This window comes from Zoogloea sp. (assembly GCF_028689785.1).
Lineage (GTDB): Bacteria > Pseudomonadota > Gammaproteobacteria > Burkholderiales > Rhodocyclaceae > Zoogloea.
The window spans coordinates 58,581-78,518 of sequence record NZ_JAQVCN010000014.1 but is presented as its reverse complement, the minus strand read 5'-3'; the positions used below and the strand labels follow the sequence as shown (position 1 = coordinate 78,518).

Below are 19,938 nucleotides of genomic sequence, written 5' to 3'. Positions count from 1 at the left end.
GACAGGGGGTTTGTGCTTTTAAAACAATCCAACACTCCTGGAAGCCCCCGCGGGCGTTGATCCAAATTTGTGTCCATGAAATCCATTGTGGGCACACAGTTGCGTGCCCACTCCAAGGCGTTGATCCTCCGCGACGACTACACCGAACGGAAGACGGCATTGGGCGGACGCTTACTTTCGATGGAATCTGAATGCGCTTGCTCAGCCTGCCAGCAATGCCTGACCCAGGGCCTCGGGTGAGGCTGCGTGGTGCCAGTGGGCGGAGATCTGGGCGGGTTGGATGCTGCCGTAGCCCCATGTAACGGCGATGAAGGGCAGGCCGTTGGCGTCGGCGGACTCGCCGTCTTCGCTGCGGTCGCCGATGTAGATGGCTTTTTCTCTGGGGATAGCCTGGTCGGTCAGCAGGCGGCCAATCATCGCGGCCTTGTCGGGCAGGCGTGGTGCAAACAGATCAAGGGCGTAGACGTGGGCGAAAAGGGCGTGCCAGCCGAGATGTTCGAGGATCAAGCGGGTGGGGTGGATGCGCTTGTTGGTGGCGATGGACAGGCTCAGGCCGGCACCCGCGAGGTTGGCGAGTAAGGTGCCGACTCCGGCATAGGCGGCAGTGGCCTTGTAGCCCTCGGTGTCGTAGCTGGCCTTGAAGGCGTCGGCGAGGCGGCTGGTCAGGGCCGCGTCATCGCTGCCCGAAAGGAGCCTCAGGGTCTCCAGTAGCGGTGGGCCGATGATGGTTTCGTCGATGCTGCGTACCGGCGTGATGCCGGTATGGGTAAAGGCGTCACGGAAGCTGGCGAGGATGGCCGGGGCGGAGTCAATGAGGGTACCGTCGAGGTCGAAGAGAATGTGCGGGTAGCGAGCCATGGCGAGGGGGAAGCGATCGAATGGACGAGATTATCGCCTGCTCGGGTATATTTGCGTGCCTCGACTGATGCCGCACCGCTATGGATACCGCCGATCTGAACCTTGCCGATGAATCCCGCCGCTTTGGCGGCATTGCCCGGTTGTATGGGGATGCCGGGCGGGCTCGGCTGGCTGGGGCGCATGTGTGCGTTGTGGGCATTGGTGGGGTAGGGTCATGGGCTGCGGAGGCACTGGCTCGTACCGGTGTCGGCCGCCTGACCCTGATCGACCTGGACCACGTTGCCGAGTCCAACATCAACCGGCAGATCCATGCCGCTGATGCCACACTGGGGCAGGCCAAGGTGGAGGCCATGCGCGAACGCATCGCCGGCTACAGCCTGGCCTGCCGGGTGGCGGTAGTGGATGACTTTGTGACCGTGGATAACGCTGCGCAGCTGCTGGCGGGGGGGTTTGATTACGTGGTGGACGCCATCGATGCCGTGCGCGTGAAGGTGGCGATGATCGCTGTGGCCCGGGAGAGGGGCCTGCCCTTGGTTACCTGCGGGGCAGCGGGTGGGCAGATCGACCCGACGCAGATCCGCGTGGATGACCTGGCCCGGACCCTCCAGGACCCTCTGCTCGCCAAGGTGCGGGGGCAATTGCGCAGGGGCCACGGCTTTACCCGTGATCCGAAGAAGAAGTTCGGCGTGGAGGCGGTGTTTTCCACTGAGCCCCTCCGCTATCCGGCCCTTGAGGCTGCCTGCGATGTTGCGGCAGGCGTTACCTCTATGCCGGGTCCGGCCGGCCTCAACTGTGCTGGCTTCGGCTCGGTGGTTACGGTGACGGCCTGTGTGGGCATGTTTGCCGCGGCCCGGGTGATCAACGGGCTGGCTTTGGGTCGGGTATCGACCCGATGAAGAGGGCCGGGTCGACGGCCGCCCCGTTGAGATAGACGCTCCAGTGCAGGTGCGGGCCAGTGGCCCGGCCGGTATTGCCGACGAGACCGACGAGCTCGCCTCGACGCACCTTCTGGCCCACTTCAACCCGGGCTTGGCTGAGGTGGCAGACCATGCTCACGAAGCCTTGACCATGATCCACGAACACGGTTTTTCCGTTGAAGTATAGGTCGTCCACCAGGCTCACCACGCCGTCTGCGGGTGCGCGGATGGGGGCGCCGGTGGGCGCCGCTACGTCGAGGCCGGTGTGAGGGGCGCGGGGTTCGCCATTGAACACCCGGCGTAGGCCGAAGCGGCTGGACAGGCGCCCGCTGGTGGGCAGATCGAGATCGGTGCGGGCCACCGGCACATCACGGAACTGGCTGCGGACCTGGATCTGGCGCTCCTTTTCGGCGGCGATGCGGTCCAGGTCTTCCTGGTCGGGGCTGACCATTTTCGGGTTCTTCAGGGTCAGGCGCTGTTCGGGGTAGGCCTTGGGGCCGACTTGGAAGGGCAGGCGCCGACCTTCGGGGCCGATCTCGACGACCTGCTCGCCCAGCGGGGTGTCGAGGGGAAGGCCGACCAGGGCTTGCCAGCCTTCCGGGCCCTGTTGCAGGAGCACCGGTTTGCCGCCAAAACGTACCACTGGGCGGGGGGCGCCGGCCGGTGCCACTGTGAGCGCAACGACGCCGCCGGGCACCGCGGCCGGGCGGACCTGGGCGCTGACGAGCGCAGGAAAGAGTGCTGCACTGGCGAGGTACAGTAGAGCGGAACGAACTAATTGCGGGCGGGAGGGGACTATTTCACACATGCGGGCAGGAAGCAGGTAAAGGCAGGTTGAGCGGGTCGTGGGCCATTCATGGCCCGGATTAGGATCCTGCGCAGCTTAGTGCAAATTGGTCCGGGGGGCCTCTCCCTTTCTGGATGGGGGGATGGTGGTGTGGAGCTGGGGCTCTGTCGCCCGGGCGCGTAAATCAGGGAGAACGGAATGTCGCAACAAGCCATCGTGCTGTTTGCCCATGGGGCGCGGGATCCGGAGTGGGCCGGCCCGGCCCGGCGGGTTGCTGCGGAAGTGCAGCGCCTGCGGCCGGATGTAGCGGTCAGTGTGGCTTTTCTGGAATTGATGGAACCCAGCCTGGCGGAGGCGGTGGAGGCCGCGGCCGCGTCGGGTGCCCGGCAACTGCGGGTGGTGCCGCTGTTTCTGGCTCAGGGTGGGCACCTTAAACGGGATGTACCCGCCCTGATTGAGGAGGTGCGGGCACGGCACCCCGGCTGCGACATCGCTCTGAGCGTTGCCGTGGGGGAGGATGAAGGTGTGGTCCGGGCTATGGCGGCGTTTGCGGTTGGCGTCTGAGCTTCCTCGTTGGATTCGGGCCAGGGAGATTTCCTCCGCTTGAGCGATCGGGGCCAAGGTTCTTTTGATCTGTAGCCCTGCCTTGACGACACATAATATAAGTGTATTCTTATATTATGTGTCGATACCCTGTTTCCGCTGCCAGTGCGCTTCTTTTGGGCGCCCTCCTGTCATTATCTCCACTGGTCTTCGCCGACGAGGCGCGCGGCCCTGTTCCCACCTTCCAGCTTCGTCCCCAGGCCCAGGCTCGGACTTACGCGGCCGAGGCCACCATCGAGGCCGTCCGCCAGGCGACCGTGGCCGCCCAGGTGCAGGGGCGGGTGCTCGAAACCCGGGTCGATGCAGGGGCTCGGGTACGCCAGGGCGACGTGCTGATGCGCATAGATACCCGCGAGGCCGATCAGGCTCTGGCTGCGGCCGGCGCAAACGTGGCTGCGGCGCGGGCCCGCATGGAGGATGCCCGGCTGGCCCTAGAGCGGGCACGCAGCCTGAAGGCACGCAACTTCGTCAGTGCCAGTGCGGTGGACCAGGCCCAGGCCGCCTTCGATACGGCAGCGGCTCAGCACAAGGCTGCCGAGGCGGGGCGTGCTCAGGTGGATGCCACGCGGGGTTTTGCGATGGTGACGGCGCCTCTGTCCGGCGTGGTTGCCCAGCGCCTGGCCGAAGTGGGCGAAATGGCTCAGCCCGGTCGGCCCCTGCTGATCATCCATGAGCCCGGCGGCCTGCGTGCAGTGGCTGACGTACCGCAGTCGCGGCTAGCCGATCTGGGCAAGCCCGGTCTGCGGGCCAGAATTGAGTTCCCCGAGAGTGGGCGCGGCTTTGATGGGGGCGCGATCACCGTGCTGCCCTCGGCCGATCCACGCACCCATACGGCCCGCGTCCGCGTCAATCTGCCGATGGATGCCACTGGCGTGGTGCCGGGCATGGCGGCCCGGGTACATTTCCTGACCGGGGGCGAGGCCCCCTCCAGCCTGTCCGTGCCGGCGGCAGCGTTGTTGCGCCGTGGCGAGGTGACCGGTGTGTACGTCGCGGATGGCAAGGGTGGCTTCAGCCTCCGCCAGGTGCGTGTCGGCAGCGTGCTGGCCGATGGCGCCATCGAGGTGCTGGCCGGACTGTCGGGGGCCGAAACGATCGCCCTGGACCCGGTACGCGCCGGCCTGTTGCGTAAGAAGCGCTGAATCATGGGCATTTCCGGACGTATCGCGGCGCTGTTCCAGCGCAACGCGCTCACCCCTCTGCTGGCCCTGGTGCTGGTGCTGCTCGGCGTGTTTGCCACGCTGATCACGCCGAAGGAGGAGGAGCCTCAGATCGATGTCACCATGGCTGATGTCATGGTGGCCTTCCCAGGAGCCTCGGCCAAGGACGTGGAGGCTCTGGTGGCCCGTCCCGCCGAGCAGGTGCTGTCGCGCATCGCGGGCATGGATCACGTGTATTCCGTGTCCCGCCCGGGCATGGCCGTCATCACCGTGCAGTTCAAGGTTGGGGTAAAGAACCAGGACGCCCTGGTGCGCCTTTACGACACCATTCATAGCCACCAGGACTGGATCTCACCCCAGCTCGGGGTGGGCGAGCCCATCATCAAACCGAAGGGCATCGACGACGTGCCTATCGTGGCTCTCACCCTGTGGACCCGTGATCCGGCACGCTCGGCTTTCGAGTTGCAACAGGTTGGTCGGGCTGTGGAGGTGGAGCTCAAGCGCGTGCGCGGCACCCGCGATGTGAGCACCATCGGCGGCCCCGGTCATGTGCTGCGGGTGTTGATGGACCCAGGCCGGATGAACGGTTTCGGTGTGACTCCTCAGGATCTCAAAGGCGCGCTGCTGCTCGCCAACGCATCCCAGCCGAGTGGCACTCTGACGGCTTCCGGTCAGGAGGTGCTGGTGCAGACGGGAACTTACATCGCCAGCGCCGACGACGTGCGCCGGCTGGTGGTGGGCGTTTCCGGTGGCAAGCCGGTGACGGTGGCTGACGTGGCCCGGGTGGTGGACGGCCCCGATCAGCCCTCTCGCTTTGTCTGGCACGGGCTTGGCAAGGGCTCGGTCGGTGCCGAGGCTGCCGGCGAGCGCTTTCCGGCGGTGACCCTCTCCATCTCCAAGAAGCCGGGAGAGAATGCCGCCGACGTGGCCAATGGCGTGATCCGGCGCATGGATGCGCTGAAGGGCAGCGTGGTGCCCGAGGGCGTTGAGGTGAGCGTGACGCGCAACTACGGCGCCACCGCCACCGAGAAGGCCGACAAGCTGATCGGCAAGCTGGTGTTTGCCACCTCGGCGGTGGTGCTGCTGGTACTGCTGGCCCTGGGCCGGCGCGAGGCGGTGATCGTCGGTGCGGCGGTGACCCTGACCCTGGCGGCAACCCTGTTTGCCTCCTGGGCCTGGGGCTTCACCCTCAACCGGGTCAGCCTGTTCGCTCTGATCTTCTCCATCGGCATCCTGGTGGACGACGCCATCGTGGTGGTGGAGAACATCCACCGCTGGCAGACCCTGGAGCCTGGCAAACCCCTGTGGGAGCTGATCCCCCGGGCGGTGGACGAGGTGGGTGGGCCGACCATTCTGGCCACCTTCACGGTAATCGCGGCCCTCCTGCCGATGGCCTTCGTGAGCGGCCTGATGGGCCCCTACATGAGCCCCATCCCCATCAACTCGTCCATGGGCATGTTCATCTCCCTCGCGGTGGCCTTCGTGGTGACTCCCTGGCTGGCGGGTAGTTTGATAAAGGGTGGGGCTGGTCATGTACCTACTGAACAGGTGCCCGACCGGCTCACGGCGCGCCTCGAAAGGCTCTTCCGCCTGATCATGACACCGCTGCTCGACCCCGAGAGGGGCGGGCGGGCCCGGGCCAAACTGTGGCTCGGGGTGGTACTGGCCATGGGGCTGTCGGTGTCCTTGGCGGTGGTGCAGTTGGTGGTGCTCAAGATGCTGCCCTTCGACAACAAGAGCGAATTCCAGGTGGTGCTGGACATGCCGGTCGGTACTCCGGTGGAGACCACGGCCGAAGTGCTGCGGGAGATTAGCGAGGCCGTGGCCCAGGTGGACGAGGTGACCGATTACCAGACCTACGCCGGCACTGCTGCCCCCATCAACTTCAACGGCCTGGTGCGCCAATACTACTTGCGCGCTCTGCCCGAGATGGGCGACATCCAGGTGAACCTGGTGGACAAGCACCAGCGCAGTCGCAAGAGCCATGAGGTGGCGGTGGGCATACGCGACACCGTAGCGGCCATCGCGAAGAAGCACGGCGGCAATGCCAAGGTGGTGGAAGTGCCGCCGGGTCCGCCGGTGCTTTCGCCCATCGTGGCCGAGGTATACGGCCCTGACTACGCCGGCCAGGTGGCCGTGGCGCGGCAGGTTCGTGAGGCCTTCGAGGCCACCCCGGATATCGTCGGTGTGGATGATACGGTTGACGAGGAGGCCCCAAAGCTGGTGCTGCGGGTCAATCAGGCCAAGGCTGCCCGGCTTGGTGTGGCCCAGGCTGACATCGTCGAGGTGATGCGCCTGGGGTTGGGAGGTGAAAACGTGACCCCCGTGCATGGGGGCGACAACAAATACGAGATCCCGGTGCGTCTGAGCCTGCCGCCGGAGCAGCTTTCATCGGTCGGCCAGATCCTGCAGATGAAGGTGCGCGCCCGCACCCCCGAGGCGGCCGGCACCTTGGTGCCGGTGTCGGAGCTGGTGGAGGTGCTGCCTGCCACCCGCGAGCAGGTGATCTACCACAAGGACCTGCTGCCGGTGGTGTATGTGACCGGTGACATGGGTGGCAAGCTGGATTCGCCCCTCTACGGCATGTTCGACATCCGCAGCCGCCTCAAGGACATGCCCCTGGTGGGCCCGCGCCTGGCCGGCACCCTGGACGAGTGGTTCATCCACCAGCCCGACGACCTCTACGCGGGCTATGCCATCAAATGGGATGGTGAGTGGCAGATTACCTACGAGACCTTTCGCGACATGGGGGCTGCCTATGCGGTGGGTCTGGTGTTGATCTATGTGCTGGTGGTGGCCCAGTTCCGCAGCTACCTGGTGCCGCTGATCATCATGACGCCGATTCCCCTTACGATCATCGGGGTGATGCCGGGTCATGCGCTGCTGGGCAGTCAGTTCACGGCCACCAGCATGATCGGCATGATCGCCCTGGCGGGCATCATCGTGCGCAACTCCATCCTGCTGGTGGACTTCATCGACCAGCAGGTGCGGGCAGGCACGTCCCTGGCCGAGGCCACCATCCATGCAGCGGCGGTGCGCGCCAAGCCCATCGGCCTGACCGGGCTGGCGGCGATGATCGGGGCCGTGTTCATTCTCGATGATCCGATTTTCAACGGGCTGGCCATCAGCCTGATCTTTGGCGTGCTGGTGTCCACCCTGTTGACCCTGGTGGTCATCCCCGTTCTTTACTTTGCGGCCATGCACAAGCGTGTTGCCGCCCTTCCGGGAGAATCCTCATGAGTCTCAGTGTCAATCAGTTCGTCCGGGTCTTTGCCGGTTCTTTCGTGCTTATCTCCCTGGCCCTCGGAGTGGAGGGTAGTCCGCTCTTCGTGAGCAGCAACTTCCTGTGGTTCACCGCCTTTGTGGGGGCCAATCTGCTGCAGAGCGGATTCACCCGTTTCTGCCCGCTGGAGAACATACTGCGCCGTTTCGGCGTCAAGGACGGCCCGGCCTGCGGGTGATCCTTGTGCTTTGAGGGGCGGAAGGCGTCACACCCCCTCAAGCTTCGTTGGCGCGCGCCGTTCACCCCCGGGTGATGAGCACGCGCAAGTCCTTCTCCCGGAGATTCGACCTCTCGCTGTCGGGCAGTCTGCCGGGCGGGCGCCGCCAGTGGTTCGGGGCGGTTCTGGTGGTTGGAGTGGTGATCACTGCCCTGAGTTGGTACCGGCTGCATGAACATGAGGGGCAGCTGGCCCAGGCCGTGCATCAGGCTGCGGCTGATCGCATGGAGCAGCAGCTGGCCGACCGCCTCTCCAGGATCGACCTGATCCTGCGGGGGTTGGCGGGGTTGTTTGATGCCCAGCACATGGTCGAGCGTCGTGAGTTTGAGGCTTACATCTCTGGCCTGAAGCCTGCCGAGGCCGTACCCGAAGTGGCCGGCATCGGCCTGGCCCGACGGGTCGAGGTGGAGCGGGCAGAGGCCATCGAGGCCCTGTTGAGTGCCAGCTATGGTCGCCCCGTCCACATTCATCCGGCACCCGATCCGGCGCGGGGCCCCCATGTCTATCCCATCAGCTACTTCTGGCCTCTGAATGCCAACAGCGCGGGGGTCATCGGTTTTGATGGCTTTGGCGAGCCCTCCCGCCGAAAGACCATGGAGACGGCGATCCGCTCCAGCAAGATGGCCATGAGCCCGCCAGTGTCGCTGGTGCTGACCGATAAGGGCAGGCAGATCAATGGTGTGCTGGTCTATCGTGCGGCCCAGCCGGTGGACGATCTGGCCCCGGATCTCGGGCCCGAGGGGGTGCTGGTGATCGGCATCAATGTGATCCAGATGTTTGACGCGCTGCGGCAGTCGGCCATCTCGGGTTACGGGCTGCGCGTTGTGGACGCCAGTGCGACCCCTACCCAGGATCTCTATGCTTTTGACCTGCCGGTGGCGGGTGGGCTTCGCCTGGTTCGCCACCTGCATTTTGGTGATCGGGTGTGGGATGTGACCATGACGGCTCCCGTACCCGGTGAGGTGGCCTCGTCTACCGTGGCCGGCCTCGGAGGGCTCGCTATCAGTGTGCTTCTGGCCTTCCTGGTGGCGAGCCTTGCCGACCAGCAGAAGCGCGCCCTGGCCATTGCCGAACGCATGACCGGAGAGCTGCGCGCCAGCGAGAACCGCTGCGAACTCGCCGTGTCGGCGACCGACGAGGGCATTTGGGAATGGCAGGCGGGGCGTTCGCAGCTCTTCCTGTCTCCCCGCTGCGATCGCCTGCTGGGTTATCCGAAAGGGGCGCTGCCCCGCCATCTGCGGGGCATTCTGCGCTCCATGAGCCGCCCGGCCCGGCATGAGTTCCTGGCAGCCTATCGCCTGCATGCGACGGGGCAAGGCCCCCTGCACTGCGTGGTCCCTATCCGCCGGATCGACGGTAGTCAGGGTTGGTTCCAGCTGGCTGGAAAGACGGAGTTTTCCGTCGAGGGGCGCCCGCTGCGCACAGCCGGGGCCGCCTCTGACGTCACCCAGCTGCGGCGTGCCCAGCAGGAGGTCATCGACTCCCACGCCAAGCTCGACACCCTGTACCGCCATGCCTCCCTGGGCATGGCTCTGGTGGACACCTCTGGTCGCTACCGCCAAGCCAACGCCGCCTTCTGCCGTATTACCGGCTACAGTGAGGACGAGCTGTGCGGCGCAGACTGCCCGACCCTGCATCCATCTGAGTTCGCCGGTCGGGACGCGCGGGCGGTGGTGGATGCTTGCCTCGGCGCACCCACGCGGTCCTACGAGACGGAATTCATACACAAGCTGGGGCACCGGATTTCGGTGGTGGTGACGACGACCATGGTGGGAGGACGCGATGCGGCCCGGTGGGTGATCGTTGAGGACGTGTCGGCCCGGAAAGCCGAGCAGCAGGCGATCCAGGAGGCCCACGCCACCAATGAGTCGCTGATCGCGGCCATTCCCGACATGCTGTTCCAACTCGATGGGGAAATGCGCATCGTGCGCTATCACGCGCCCTCGGATGATGCCCTGTCCATGCCTCCGGATGACTTCCTGGGGCGCCGCCTCGATGGCGCCCTGTCTCCAGACATGGCTCGGCGTTTTGCTACGGCAGCCCTCGCCGCTACCCGCAGCGGCTGCCTGCAGCGGATTGAGTACGCATCGCGGCGGGGGGGACGCGAGAGGCACTTCGAGGCACGCTTCCAGGCCGTCAGCACCGGAGGCAGTCTGGCGGTGATTCGCGATGTGACTGAAAGACGGGTCGCTGAGCTGGCCTTGCAGGAGAGTGAGGCGCGCTGGCAGTTTGCCCTTGATGGCGCGGGCGATGGGGTGTGGGACTGGAACATCCGCACCGGGCACGTCTATCGATCACCGCGTTGGATCACCATGTTGGGCTACGACCTTGGCGAGATCCCCGATACGGTGGATGGGTGGTCGGCCAGGATTCATCCGGACGATCTGGGCTCGGTGGTGGCCGCCCAGCGAGCCCATCTGAAGGGCGAGACACCCTTGTTCACCCATGAAGTCCGGTTGTGCTGCAAGGACGGTAGCTACAAGTGGATCCGGGCCCGGGGCCTGGTGGTGGAGCGCGACCCGGACGGGCGCCCCCTGCGCATGATCGGTACCCATTCGGACATCGATGAAGCTAAAGCGCGGGAAAACCAGATCCTCGACCACAACCTCAATCTCTCGTCCCTGGTGGCCGGCCGTACTCACGATCTGCAATTGGCCAAGGAGGCGGCGGAGGCGGCTAACGAGGCCAAGTCGGTTTTCCTGGCCAACATGTCCCACGAGCTGCGTACCCCCATGCACGGCGTGCTCAGCTACGCCCGGCTTGGCGAAACCCGGGTGGCCCAGGTGGGGCACGAAAAGCTGCGCAGCTACTTTCACCGCATCCGGGTCAGCGGTGAGCGCCTGCTGACGCTGCTCAACGATCTTCTCGACCTCTCCAAGCTGGAGGCCGGGCACATGGTTCTCAACCTCGCGCCCGTGTGCCTTGAGCAGGTGATCGGCGATGCGCTGAGTGAGTTCGATGCGCTCTTCCAGTCTCGCCGTCAGCGGCTGAGCTTCGAGGTGGAGGAGGGTATTCCCGACCCGACCGGGGACGCTGCACGCATCGGCCAAGTGGTGCGCAATCTGTTGTCGAATGCCTCGAAGTTCACTCCCGAGGGCAAGGGTATTCACATTCGCCTGACGCACGCCAGTCTGCCAGACGGGTTGGCGGGGGTGGCTTTCAGCGTGTCCGACGAGGGCGTCGGTATCCCGCCCGGCGAGCTGGACGTCGTTTTCGACAAGTTTGTGCAGAGCAGCCGGACCCGCACCGGAGCGGGGGGGACAGGCCTCGGGCTGGCCATCTGCCAGGAAATCGTCGCTGCCCACAAGGGCTGCATCCAGGCCTGCGGCAACGCTGCCGGCGGGGCCGAGTTCACCGTTATCTTGCCCTTGGGGGAGGCGCAGCTACGTGCCCTCCCGACGGCTGTTGAACACAAGGAAAACTAGATGAGCAAGGCACGCATACTGGTCGTTGATGACGAACCCTTCAACCTGGACATCGTCGCCGAGTACCTGGACGAGATGGACTTTGACCTGGTGATGGTGGAGTCGGGAGAGGGTGCCTGGGCGGAGCTGAGTCAGCCCGACAGTGCCTTCGATCTGGTGCTCCTGGATCGCATGATGCCGGGCATGGACGGCATCATGCTGCTCCGCAAGATCAAGGCCGACGAGCGCCTCGGTTCCATTCCGGTGATCATGCAGACGGCGGCCACGTCTCCCGAGCAGGTACGCGAGGGCCTTGCCGCCGGCGCGTTCTACTATCTCACCAAGCCTTTCGAAGGCGAGGCCCTGCAGACCATCATCCGCTCGGCGCTCGACGACATGCGTGTGCGCCGGGAGCTCAAGGCCAGCCTGGCCGATCACGAATACGCCCTGGCCTGCCTGACTGAGGGCTCCTTCTCCATCCGTACCCTGGAAGAAGCACGCACCCTGGCGTCCTTCGTGGCCCTGCTCGGTGCTCAGCCGGAAACGCTGGCCATGGGGCTGTCCGAACTGCTGGTAAATGGGGTCGAGCACGGTAATCTGGGTATCGATTTTGCCGAGAAGAGCCGCCTGCGGGAGGCTGATCGCTGGGAGGAGGAGGTGGCCCGTCGCCTGAGCCTCGATGCCAACCGGAGCAAGAGCGTACGCTTGCGGGTGTGGGGGGATGAAACACGCTGGATCTTCGAGATCCGTGACGACGGGCCGGGTTTCGATTGGCGCCGTTTTCTGGATTTCGACCCGGAGCGGGCCTTTGCCCCCAATGGCCGTGGCATCGCCCTTTCCCGACAGCTGTCCTTCGCCAGTCTCACCTATCTGCCGCCGGGCAATCAGGTGGTGGTGACGGTTCCCAAGCCGGAGCGGCGCTCATGATCCGCCGCGTGCCAGCCTCGAATCCAGGGATGTCTGCTGCTGTCCGCATCACCTTGCGGGAGCCCCGTGATGGCTGAAAAAATTCTGCGGGTACTCGTCACCGACGATATTGCCTCCAACCGGACCATCGTTGGGGCCTTCCTGGCCCATCTGGACTGCGTTCCCTTGTTTGCCAGCGACGGGATCGAAGCCGTGGACATCTTCCGCCGCGAGTTTCCCGATGTCGTGCTGATGGATCTGATGATGCCGCGCATGGATGGGTTCGAGGCGATCCGCCAGATCCGGGCCGTCGCCGGCGACCACTGGGTGCCCATCATCATCCTGTCAGCCTTGAGCGGCGAGGGGGACATCGTCCACGGCCTCGACATTGGAGCCGACGACTACCTGGCCAAGCCTCTGTCCTTCCCGGTGTTCTCGGCGCGCTTCAAGGCCCTGCGTCGCCTGCTGGACATGCAGCGGCGCCTGTCGAGCTCCCTGGAGCAGGTGCGGGCGGTGGCCAATGGCGTGATCGACGGCATCATCTCTGCCGATGTGGAGGGCAATATCCTGTCGGTGAACAGGGCGGCCAGCCAGATTTTCGGCTATACCGCCTCCGAGATGGTCGGGCAGAACCTCCGTGTGCTCATGCCCAGCCCCGACCGTGATGCCCACGACGGCTACATGCGGCGCTATATCGAAACTGGTCAGAAGCGAATCATCGGGCAGATCCGGGAGATGGAGGCGGTGCGCAAGGACGGCAGCGTCTTCCCCATCGAGCTGGGCGTGTCCGACCTGCAGCTGCCCAACCGTCGCATGTTCATCGGCGTCATCCGTGATGTCTCGGAGACCCGCCGCATCCAGCGCCAGTTGGCCGACGATGCGGCCCGCCTGCAGCGCTACCACGACGAGTCCGAGCGGGAGCAGGAGCTGGCCATGAACATCATGGAGCGGCAGATCCGCTCCGACTGGCTCCACGACAAGGCCGTGCAGTATGCCGTGATGCCGGCCCGCAACTTCTCCGGCGACGTGGTGGCGGTGGCACGGGCGCCTGACGGTGCCTTGTATGCCATGCTTGCCGACGCCACCGGCCACGGCCTGGCCGCGGCGGTCAGCGTGCTGCCGGCCCTCGGCGCCTTCTACCGGGGGGCGGCCCGCAATGTCTCCCTGGAGGTGCTGGTCACCGATCTCAACGACATGCTGTGCGGCCTGCTGCCACCGGGGCACTTCGTCGCTTCGGCCCTGGTCCGCCTGGATGCCGGCAAGCCCTCCGGGCGGCTGTGGGTGGGGGGCGTACCGGACATCCTGTTCGTGGATGATGCGGGGCAGATCGTGCAGAGCTTTACGTCCCGTCAGCTGCCCTTGGGCATCCTGCCGTCGGCGGAGGCCGGTGTGTACTGCGAGGACTTCCAGTGGTCCGGGGCAGGGCAACTGGTGCTCTGCTCCGACGGGCTGACCGAGGCGGAGAATGGTGCCCGCGTGCCCTTCGGTCGGGTCGGGCTGGCCAAGGTGCTGGCAGCCAGCCCTCGCGCCGAGCGCCTGCGAAATCTGCGTCAGGCCCTTACCCGGCACCTGGCCGGTCAGCCCGCCACCGACGACGTGTCGGTGCTGATCCTCGACTGCGAACTGACCTCAAGCGGCCAGACCTAGGGAGCAGGGCAGGGGGCTTCCGGGCTGGTCTGGCGCGCTTCCTGCTATATCCCCTCATCTGTCTTTCCGGTCCTGCCGCCATGCTCCGAGTCCTTGTCGTCGAATCCTCCCGTGAACGGGCCGCCGACGTCTGTGCGGCCCTCGCTCTTGCCGGTCATCAGGTGGCCGCTGTGCTGTCTAGTGCCATGGATCTGTCGGATCAGGTGCTGGCTACCAAGCCGGATGTGATCTTCATCCAGGCCGATTCCCCCAGTCGTGACACCCTGGAGCACTTGGCCACCATGAATCGGGACTGCCCTCGCCCGGTACTGCTGTTCTCCCAGGACACTGATTCGGAGATGATTCGGCGTGCTGTGAAGGCCGGTGTGTCGTCCTATGTGGTTGATTCTGTAAGTGCCGAGCGTCTCGATTCGTTGGTCGAGGTAGCGATTGCCCAGTTCGAGGAGTTCCAGACTCTGCGCGCCGAACTGGATGACGCCAACCGCAAGCTGTCCGAGCGCATCGTGGTGGATAAGGCCAAGGGCCTGCTGATGAAGGCTCGTGGCCTCGATGAGGAGGCGGCCTACCACGCCTTGCGCAAGCTGGCCATGGAGCGCGGGCGCAAGCTGGCCGACGTGGCTCGGGATGTGGTGGATATGGCAAGCCTCTTACTCTGAAAGAGGTATGTTTTTCTTGGTGTGCCTTGAGTCGGGGCGGAAGTGCGAGGGCACTTTCGCCCCGATTTCCTTGCGTAGAGCGGATTTTCCGGTGGACAGGTGGGGCTGTGGTCCAAAGCGGTGCGTATTGCACTGCAGCAGTGCGTAATTTGCGCTGCCGGGTGCTATCCCTAAAGGGGTATAAAACCTTGATTTTTTAGAAAGCCTATTTAAATCATTGGCTTGAGTTTTTTGGCACGGAGCTCGCTATGTCTGAACTGAAGTCGGACCAACGGCGGTTCGGCTTGATCAGGCGATCAGACTTGGACAAGGGCGTCCATCCTCCCGCGAACAAAGCGGGGTGATGTGACGCCCTCTTTTTTTGTATTTACGGATCAGGGGCGAGCAATGAGCGAGCATTTCGACGACAAGATTCTTACCCGCCGCGGCTTTCTCAAGGCTGGGGCAACCCTTGGAGGTATGGCTGCTATGAGCACGATGCTCCCCTCTGCCGGCGCATGGGCTGCCGGCTCGGACAAGCCGGAACTGGAAGAAGTGAAGATCGGTTTCATCCCGCTGACCGACTGTTCGTCAGTGGTGATGGCTTCGGTGATGGGCTTCGACAAAAAGTACGGCATCAAGATCACCCCCAGCAAGGAAGCCTCCTGGGCTGGCGTGCGCGACAAGCTGGCCAACGGCGAGCTGCACGCCGCCCACGTGCTGTACGGTCTGGTATATGGCCTGCATCTGGGCATCGGTGGCCCCAAGAAGGATATGGCCGTGCTGATGACCATCAACAACAACGGTCAGGCCATCACCTTGTCGAACGCCCTTAAAGACAAGGGTGCGGTGGATGGCGCCTCCCTGGCCAAGCTGATTGCCAAGAAAGACAAGGATTACATCTTCGCCCAGACTTTCCCCACCGGAACCCATGCCATGTGGTTGTACTACTGGCTGGCGGCCCACGGCATCGACCCCTTCAAGGACGTGAAGAACATTGTCGTGCCCCCTCCGCAGATGGTCGCCAACATGCGGGTCGGCAACATGGACGGCTTCTGCGTGGGTGAGCCCTGGAACCAGCGTGCCATCGTGGACAGGATCGGCTTCACTGCCGTCACCACTCAGGATATCTGGACCGATCACCCGGAGAAGGTGCTGGGGGCCACCGCCGAGTTTGCCGCCAAGTACCCCAACACTGCCCGGGCCATGATCTGCGCCATCCTCGAAGCCTCCAAGTGGATCGACGCCAGCGCCGCCAACCGCGCCAAGACCGCCGAGACCGTGGCCGCCAAGAGCTATGTGAACACCGACGTCGAGGTGATCCGCAGCCGCATGATCGGCCAGTACGAAAACGGCCTGGGCAAGAGCTGGTCCGAAAAGAACTACATGAAGTTCTACAACGACGGCCTGGTGAACTACCCCTACCTGTCCGACGGCATGTGGTTCCTCACCCAGCACAAGCGCTGGGGCCTGCTCAAGCAGGACGTGGACTACCTGGCGGTGGCCAAGGCCATCAACAAGACCGAGCTCTACAAGCAGGCTGCCGGCATCGTCGGCGCCCCGGTGCCCAAGTCCGACTTCCGCACCTCCAAGCTGATCGACGGTGTGGTGTGGGACGGCAAGGACCCGAAGAAGTATGCCGCCAGCTTCAAGATCAAGGCCTGACCTGTAGGGGCGGATGCGTCCGCCCCGCGACGAGAATCTGCTCCCTACAGCACTCTGGAGATAACGATGAACACTGCGACCCTCTCTCCCGGCCTCATGGTCGTCCGCCCCGACGCTGACGCTGACGCTGACGCTGACGCTGACGCCGCCCCTGTCAAGGAGACCGAAATGGCTGCCGCCCCCCTCGCCAAGGCGTCCGTTGCCGCCACCGAACCGTCCGTCTCGTTCGGCGAGCGTTTCAGCGCCTTCATCCGCGCCGTGCTGCCGCCCCTGCTGGGCTTTGCCTTGGTGATCGGCGTGTGGGCCCTGGTGGCCATGAAGTCCGCCGACTTCCCCAGCCCGGCCAAGACCCTGGATGCCGCCGTGGTGCTGTTCTCCGACCCCTTCTATTCGAACGGCCCGAATGACCAGGGCATCGGCTGGAACATCCTGTCGTCCCTCAAGCGCGTGGCCATCGGCTTCGGCGTGGCAGCCCTGGTAGGTATCCCCCTGGGCTTCATCATCGGCCGCTTCGCCTTCATGAACAGCATGCTGGAGCCGATCATCAGCATCCTGCGCCCGGTGTCTCCGCTGGCCTGGCTGCCTATCGGCCTGATGGTCTTCAAGGCTGCCGACCCGGCTTCCACCTGGACCATCTTCATCTGCTCCATCTGGCCGATGATCCTCAACACCGCCCAGGGCGTGCAGCGCGTGCCGCAGGATTACCTCAACGTGGCCCGGGTGCTCAACCTGTCCGAGTTCAAGGTCATCACCAAGATCCTCTTCCCCTCCGTGCTGCCCTACATGCTTACCGGCATCCGCCTGTCCATCGGCACCGCCTGGCTGGTCATCGTGGCCGCCGAGATGCTCACCGGTGGCGTCGGCATCGGTTTCTGGGTGTGGGACGAGTGGAACAACCTCAAGGTCGAGCACATCATCATCGCCATCTTCGTGATCGGCATTGTCGGCCTGCTGCTCGAACAGGTCCTGCTCTTCATCGCTCGCCGCTTCAGCTACGGCAACACCTGATATCCGCTCAAGGAGTGACACCATGAATGCAATCGTCAAGATCGAAAACGTGGGCATGAGCTTCGAGACCAAGAAGGGACGGTTCATCGCCTTGCAGGATGTCAATCTGCAGATCCGCAGCGGCGAGGTCGTGTCCCTGATCGGCCACTCTGGCTGCGGCAAATCCACGCTGCTCAACCTCATTGCCGGCCTCACCCTGCCTACCTCGGGGGTGATGCTGTGCAACGGTCGCGAGATCGCCGGCCCCGGCCCGGAGCGGGCTGTGGTGTTTCAGAACCACTCCCTGCTGCCCTGGCTGACCTGCTTCGAGAATGTCTACCTGGCCGTGGAACGCGTCTTCGGCAGCAAGGAAAGCAAGGACAAGCTCAAGGAGCGCACCGCCAACGCCCTGGAGATGGTGCACATGGCCCACGCCGCCCAGAAGATGCCCCACGAGATATCCGGCGGCATGAAGCAGCGCATCGGCATCGCCCGGGCCTTTGCCATGGAGCCCAAGATCCTGCTGATGGACGAGCCCTTTGGCGCCCTGGACGCACTGACCCGCGCCTCCCTGCAGGACGAGCTGATCGGAGTGATGGAAAAGACCGGCGCCACCGTGGTGATGGTGACCCACGACGTGGATGAGGCCGTGCTGCTGTCCGACCGGGTGGTGATGATGACCAACGGCCCGGCGGCGACCATCGGTGAGATCCTTGAGGTCAAGCTGGACAAGCCCCGCGACCGCCTGCAGCTGGCCCACGACCCGCACTTTGCCGAGTGTCGGGGTGCCATCCTGGAGTTCTTGTACCAGAAGCAGATGAAGAAGGCGGCCTGACCCTTTTGCCGGAGGTGCTGCCTGTCGGCGTACCCTTGGCCATGATTGCCCGCCGGAAGTGATTCCGGCGGGCTGCGCTTTTTCTAGCTTCGATAGCGGGGCAGGGCCAGGGCCGACAGGCCAAGCAGCGCCAGGGCTAGGCTGGCCGGCGTAGGCACGGTGCGGAACACCGCGTTGGCAATGATCTGGTGGGCCGCGGTGGTGGGATGCAGACCATCCCAGAAAAGCTGTGCGTCGGTGTTGCAGGCGCCACCGATGCAGGCGTCGCTGACGTTCGCCAAGCCATAATCGGAGGGTTTGGCGGCCACGTCGGTGAGCAGGCTGTAGATATCGAACAGGGTTACCCCGTCGAGGCCCGCAAGGCTGTTGAAGAGTGAGCCGCCAAGGACACTCGAGATGTTGCTCAGCAGGCTTGCACCACTTGTGCCCAAGCTTAGCCCGAAGGGCGTCAAACCCAGGTTGGGGGTGTTCCAGACCACGAACTTGCGCGCCCCCTCGGCCTGCAATCGGCCGAGCATGGTGAGCACGTCGGTCACGTAGTCGGCGGTGCCGGCTGCGATGGCGCTGGCGGGGTCTGCGCCGCGGAAAATCTGCAGCGCAATGTCGCGCACATTGTTGCCGCCTCCGGCGATCACATAGAGCGCGTCCGATGGCGCACCGCCAGGGAGGGCGACGAAGCCGTTTACCTGGTCGCGCAGGGTCGGTACGTCATCCACTCCGCCCGTGTTGGCGCCGCCGAACGCAAAGCCGGTGCCGCCGGCCAGGGAAGGCAGCAGGGTGCCGGTGCCCAACTGGCGGGAGAAGATCTCCGCCCACACCGGCCCATTGCTGTAGCGCCCCGAGTTGTATGTGTAGAGCGGAATGAAGCTGTTGCTGCCGATGGCTGCATCCGGCGTCACCCCCGGGCCGAGGGCCAGGGGCAGGGCAATGGCGTTGTTGCCCACGTCGGAAAGGCTGTCGCCGAACACGTAGAGCTGCGAGTAGGCCGCCGCAGCGGCCGTACTGGCTGCCAGGCCAAAGGCGAGCGCAGACTGCCTGAGAAGGCGTTGGAGTGTCATTGGTGTCTCCTGCTGGTGTGGGAGGACGCGTTCGCCGGAGGCGAATTTGCAGCCTAGCTGATCAGGAGACAAAAGCCGAGGATGACTGTGGGGCAGGGCCGAAGGGGTGGTGCCTTCCTTGGCCGTGGCGCTGCAGGTTCAGCGTAATCCGAAGCCCAGCTTGTTCAGGGCTTCCACCAGGCGGTCGCGGCCGCTGAGGGAGGCGGCGTCGCGGACGCGTTTGGCGGAGTGGTTGGACCAGCTGCCGCGCACTTTCATGCCCTGGCTGGCGTAGAAGGCGCTCATGGCTCCGTCGTACTCGGCAAGGCCCGGCTGCTGGGCGGGGAGGGAGTAGGTTTCCTGGTGCAGCACGACGGACTGGGGCGGGCGTGGTTTGACCGCGGCGGGCTGCTGCGGGTCGGGGGTGCCGACGCACAGGCCGAACATGGCGACGACCCGCGGTGGCAGTTGCAGCTCGGCGGCCACGTCTTCGGGGCGGTTGCGCATGGCGCCGATGTAGACGGTGCCCAGGCCCAGGGATTCGGCGGCGGTGACGGCGTTCTGGGCGGCGAGGGCGGCGTCGATCACGCCGACTTCGAACATTTCCAGATAATCGAGGGCTGCAGCACTTTCGCCGACGCGGGTCGCCACGTCGTGCAGGCGGGCCAAGTCAGCCAGCCACACCAGCAGCAGCGGGGCCTGTCGGATGTGCTCCTGGTCTCCGGCCAGTTCGGCGAGGCGGGCCTTGCGGGCCGGGTCGCGTACGGCCACCACGCTCCAGGCGTGAAGGTTGGATGAGCTGGCTGCGGATTGGGCGGCGGCAACGATGGCGCTCAGCGTGTCGTCGCTGACCGGGTCGGGGAGGTAGGCGCGGACCGAGCGGTGGGCGAGGAGATGGTCGATGACCGGGGAGCCGGCGCTTGGGATCGGTGTGGCGGCAGAGCCGTAGCGGGCCTGAAAGAGGGGGGCGCGGGCGTTCATGGGCTTCCTTGCAGAGGGC

At 64.9% G+C, this 19,938-nt stretch carries 16 protein-coding genes; 12 read left to right on the top strand and 4 right to left on the bottom strand.

Annotation, left to right across the window (positions count from 1 at the left end; all coding sequences use genetic code 11):
- Positions 1 to 201: 201 nt before the first annotated feature.
- Positions 202 to 858 carry an HAD hydrolase-like protein gene (locus PHI64_RS08935; RefSeq protein ID WP_299881780.1) on the bottom strand — a complete coding sequence of 219 codons (657 nt, stop codon included), beginning with the start codon at positions 856 to 858 and terminating at the stop codon, positions 202 to 204.
- 80 nt (positions 859 to 938) lie between these two features.
- On the opposite strand from PHI64_RS08935, the gene PHI64_RS08930 reads away from it, so the two are divergent.
- Positions 939 to 1,754, top strand: a complete 816-nt coding sequence (locus PHI64_RS08930) for a tRNA threonylcarbamoyladenosine dehydratase (RefSeq protein ID WP_299881778.1) — start codon at positions 939 to 941, stop codon at positions 1,752 to 1,754.
- Here the strand turns inward: PHI64_RS08930 and PHI64_RS08925 are convergent.
- Positions 1,717 to 2,583, bottom strand: coding sequence for a M23 family metallopeptidase (locus PHI64_RS08925; protein ID WP_299881776.1), 867 nt, complete (start codon positions 2,581 to 2,583; stop codon positions 1,717 to 1,719). The two genes, PHI64_RS08930 and PHI64_RS08925, sit on opposite strands and share 38 nt — an antisense overlap.
- 177 nt (positions 2,584 to 2,760) lie before the next feature.
- Here PHI64_RS08925 and PHI64_RS08920 point away from each other — a divergent pair, with 177 nt between their 5' ends.
- From PHI64_RS08920 to PHI64_RS08870, 11 genes are all read left to right on the top strand, one after another.
- Entirely contained in the window at positions 2,761 to 3,126 is a 366-nt protein-coding gene (locus PHI64_RS08920) for a CbiX/SirB N-terminal domain-containing protein (RefSeq protein ID WP_299881773.1), read from the top strand.
- Between the two features lie 155 nt (positions 3,127 to 3,281).
- Positions 3,282 to 4,304, top strand: a complete 1,023-nt coding sequence (locus PHI64_RS08915; RefSeq protein WP_299881770.1) for an efflux RND transporter periplasmic adaptor subunit — start codon at positions 3,282 to 3,284, stop codon at positions 4,302 to 4,304.
- A gap of 3 nt (positions 4,305 to 4,307) precedes the next feature.
- Positions 4,308 to 7,562, top strand: a complete 3,255-nt coding sequence (locus tag PHI64_RS08910; protein ID WP_299881767.1) for an efflux RND transporter permease subunit — start codon at positions 4,308 to 4,310, stop codon at positions 7,560 to 7,562.
- Positions 7,559 to 7,783 carry a DUF2892 domain-containing protein gene (locus PHI64_RS08905; RefSeq protein WP_299881764.1) on the top strand — a complete coding sequence of 75 codons (225 nt, stop codon included), beginning with the start codon at positions 7,559 to 7,561 and terminating at the stop codon, positions 7,781 to 7,783. The genes PHI64_RS08910 and PHI64_RS08905 overlap by 4 nt, the downstream gene beginning before the upstream one ends.
- A gap of 74 nt (positions 7,784 to 7,857) precedes the next feature.
- Positions 7,858 to 11,247: a PAS domain-containing protein gene (locus PHI64_RS08900; RefSeq protein ID WP_299881761.1), complete on the top strand. Its 3,390-nt coding sequence runs from the start codon at positions 7,858 to 7,860 to the stop codon at positions 11,245 to 11,247.
- The gene (locus PHI64_RS08895) at positions 11,248 to 12,153 is read left to right on the top strand and encodes a response regulator (protein WP_299881759.1); all 906 of its coding nucleotides are present in this window, start codon (positions 11,248 to 11,250) and stop codon (positions 12,151 to 12,153) included. It begins immediately after the preceding gene.
- Between the two features lie 69 nt (positions 12,154 to 12,222).
- The gene (locus PHI64_RS08890) at positions 12,223 to 13,779 is read left to right on the top strand and encodes a SpoIIE family protein phosphatase (protein ID WP_299881756.1); all 1,557 of its coding nucleotides are present in this window, start codon (positions 12,223 to 12,225) and stop codon (positions 13,777 to 13,779) included.
- Positions 13,780 to 13,859: 80 nt separating this feature from the next.
- Positions 13,860 to 14,435 carry an ANTAR domain-containing protein gene (locus PHI64_RS08885; RefSeq protein WP_299881753.1) on the top strand — a complete coding sequence of 192 codons (576 nt, stop codon included), beginning with the start codon at positions 13,860 to 13,862 and terminating at the stop codon, positions 14,433 to 14,435.
- Between the two features lie 387 nt (positions 14,436 to 14,822).
- Entirely contained in the window at positions 14,823 to 16,079 is a 1,257-nt protein-coding gene (locus tag PHI64_RS08880) for an ABC transporter substrate-binding protein (protein ID WP_299881750.1), read from the top strand.
- Between the two features lie 66 nt (positions 16,080 to 16,145).
- Positions 16,146 to 17,087: a nitrate ABC transporter permease gene (gene ntrB / locus PHI64_RS08875; protein ID WP_299881747.1), complete on the top strand. Its 942-nt coding sequence runs from the start codon at positions 16,146 to 16,148 to the stop codon at positions 17,085 to 17,087.
- 22 nt (positions 17,088 to 17,109) lie between these two features.
- Complete coding sequence (locus PHI64_RS08870) at positions 17,110 to 17,901, top strand: ABC transporter ATP-binding protein (protein WP_299881744.1); 792 nt, start codon at positions 17,110 to 17,112, stop codon at positions 17,899 to 17,901.
- Between the two features lie 83 nt (positions 17,902 to 17,984).
- Here PHI64_RS08870 and PHI64_RS08865 read toward each other — a convergent pair whose 3' ends face one another.
- Together PHI64_RS08865 and PHI64_RS08860 are read right to left on the bottom strand one after the other, a co-directional pair.
- The gene (locus PHI64_RS08865) at positions 17,985 to 18,959 is read right to left on the bottom strand and encodes an SGNH/GDSL hydrolase family protein (protein ID WP_299881741.1); all 975 of its coding nucleotides are present in this window, start codon (positions 18,957 to 18,959) and stop codon (positions 17,985 to 17,987) included.
- A gap of 138 nt (positions 18,960 to 19,097) precedes the next feature.
- A complete protein-coding gene (locus PHI64_RS08860; protein WP_299881738.1) occupies positions 19,098 to 19,919 on the bottom strand; it encodes an NADPH-dependent oxidoreductase in 822 nt (273 codons plus the stop codon).
- Positions 19,920 to 19,938 lie beyond the last annotated feature (19 nt).

Excerpts from the sequence above, each read along its gene's own strand:
- PHI64_RS08935 (WP_299881780.1), bottom strand. The coding sequence starts at position 858 with ATGGCTCGCTACCCGCACATTCTCTTCGACCTCGACGGTACCCTCATT.
- PHI64_RS08930 (WP_299881778.1), top strand. The coding sequence starts at position 939 with ATGGATACCGCCGATCTGAACCTTGCCGATGAATCCCGCCGCTTTGGC.
- PHI64_RS08925 (WP_299881776.1), bottom strand. The coding sequence starts at position 2,583 with ATGTGTGAAATAGTCCCCTCCCGCCCGCAATTAGTTCGTTCCGCTCTA.
- PHI64_RS08920 (WP_299881773.1), top strand. The coding sequence starts at position 2,761 with ATGTCGCAACAAGCCATCGTGCTGTTTGCCCATGGGGCGCGGGATCCG.
- PHI64_RS08910 (WP_299881767.1), top strand. The coding sequence starts at position 4,308 with ATGGGCATTTCCGGACGTATCGCGGCGCTGTTCCAGCGCAACGCGCTC.
- PHI64_RS08905 (WP_299881764.1), top strand. The coding sequence starts at position 7,559 with ATGAGTCTCAGTGTCAATCAGTTCGTCCGGGTCTTTGCCGGTTCTTTC.
- PHI64_RS08900 (WP_299881761.1), top strand. The coding sequence starts at position 7,858 with ATGAGCACGCGCAAGTCCTTCTCCCGGAGATTCGACCTCTCGCTGTCG.
- PHI64_RS08895 (WP_299881759.1), top strand. The coding sequence starts at position 11,248 with ATGAGCAAGGCACGCATACTGGTCGTTGATGACGAACCCTTCAACCTG.
- PHI64_RS08890 (WP_299881756.1), top strand. The coding sequence starts at position 12,223 with ATGGCTGAAAAAATTCTGCGGGTACTCGTCACCGACGATATTGCCTCC.
- PHI64_RS08885 (WP_299881753.1), top strand. The coding sequence starts at position 13,860 with ATGCTCCGAGTCCTTGTCGTCGAATCCTCCCGTGAACGGGCCGCCGAC.
- PHI64_RS08880 (WP_299881750.1), top strand. The coding sequence starts at position 14,823 with ATGAGCGAGCATTTCGACGACAAGATTCTTACCCGCCGCGGCTTTCTC.
- ntrB (WP_299881747.1), top strand. The coding sequence starts at position 16,146 with ATGAACACTGCGACCCTCTCTCCCGGCCTCATGGTCGTCCGCCCCGAC.
- PHI64_RS08870 (WP_299881744.1), top strand. The coding sequence starts at position 17,110 with ATGAATGCAATCGTCAAGATCGAAAACGTGGGCATGAGCTTCGAGACC.
- PHI64_RS08865 (WP_299881741.1), bottom strand. The coding sequence starts at position 18,959 with ATGACACTCCAACGCCTTCTCAGGCAGTCTGCGCTCGCCTTTGGCCTG.
- PHI64_RS08860 (WP_299881738.1), bottom strand. The coding sequence starts at position 19,919 with ATGAACGCCCGCGCCCCCCTCTTTCAGGCCCGCTACGGCTCTGCCGCC.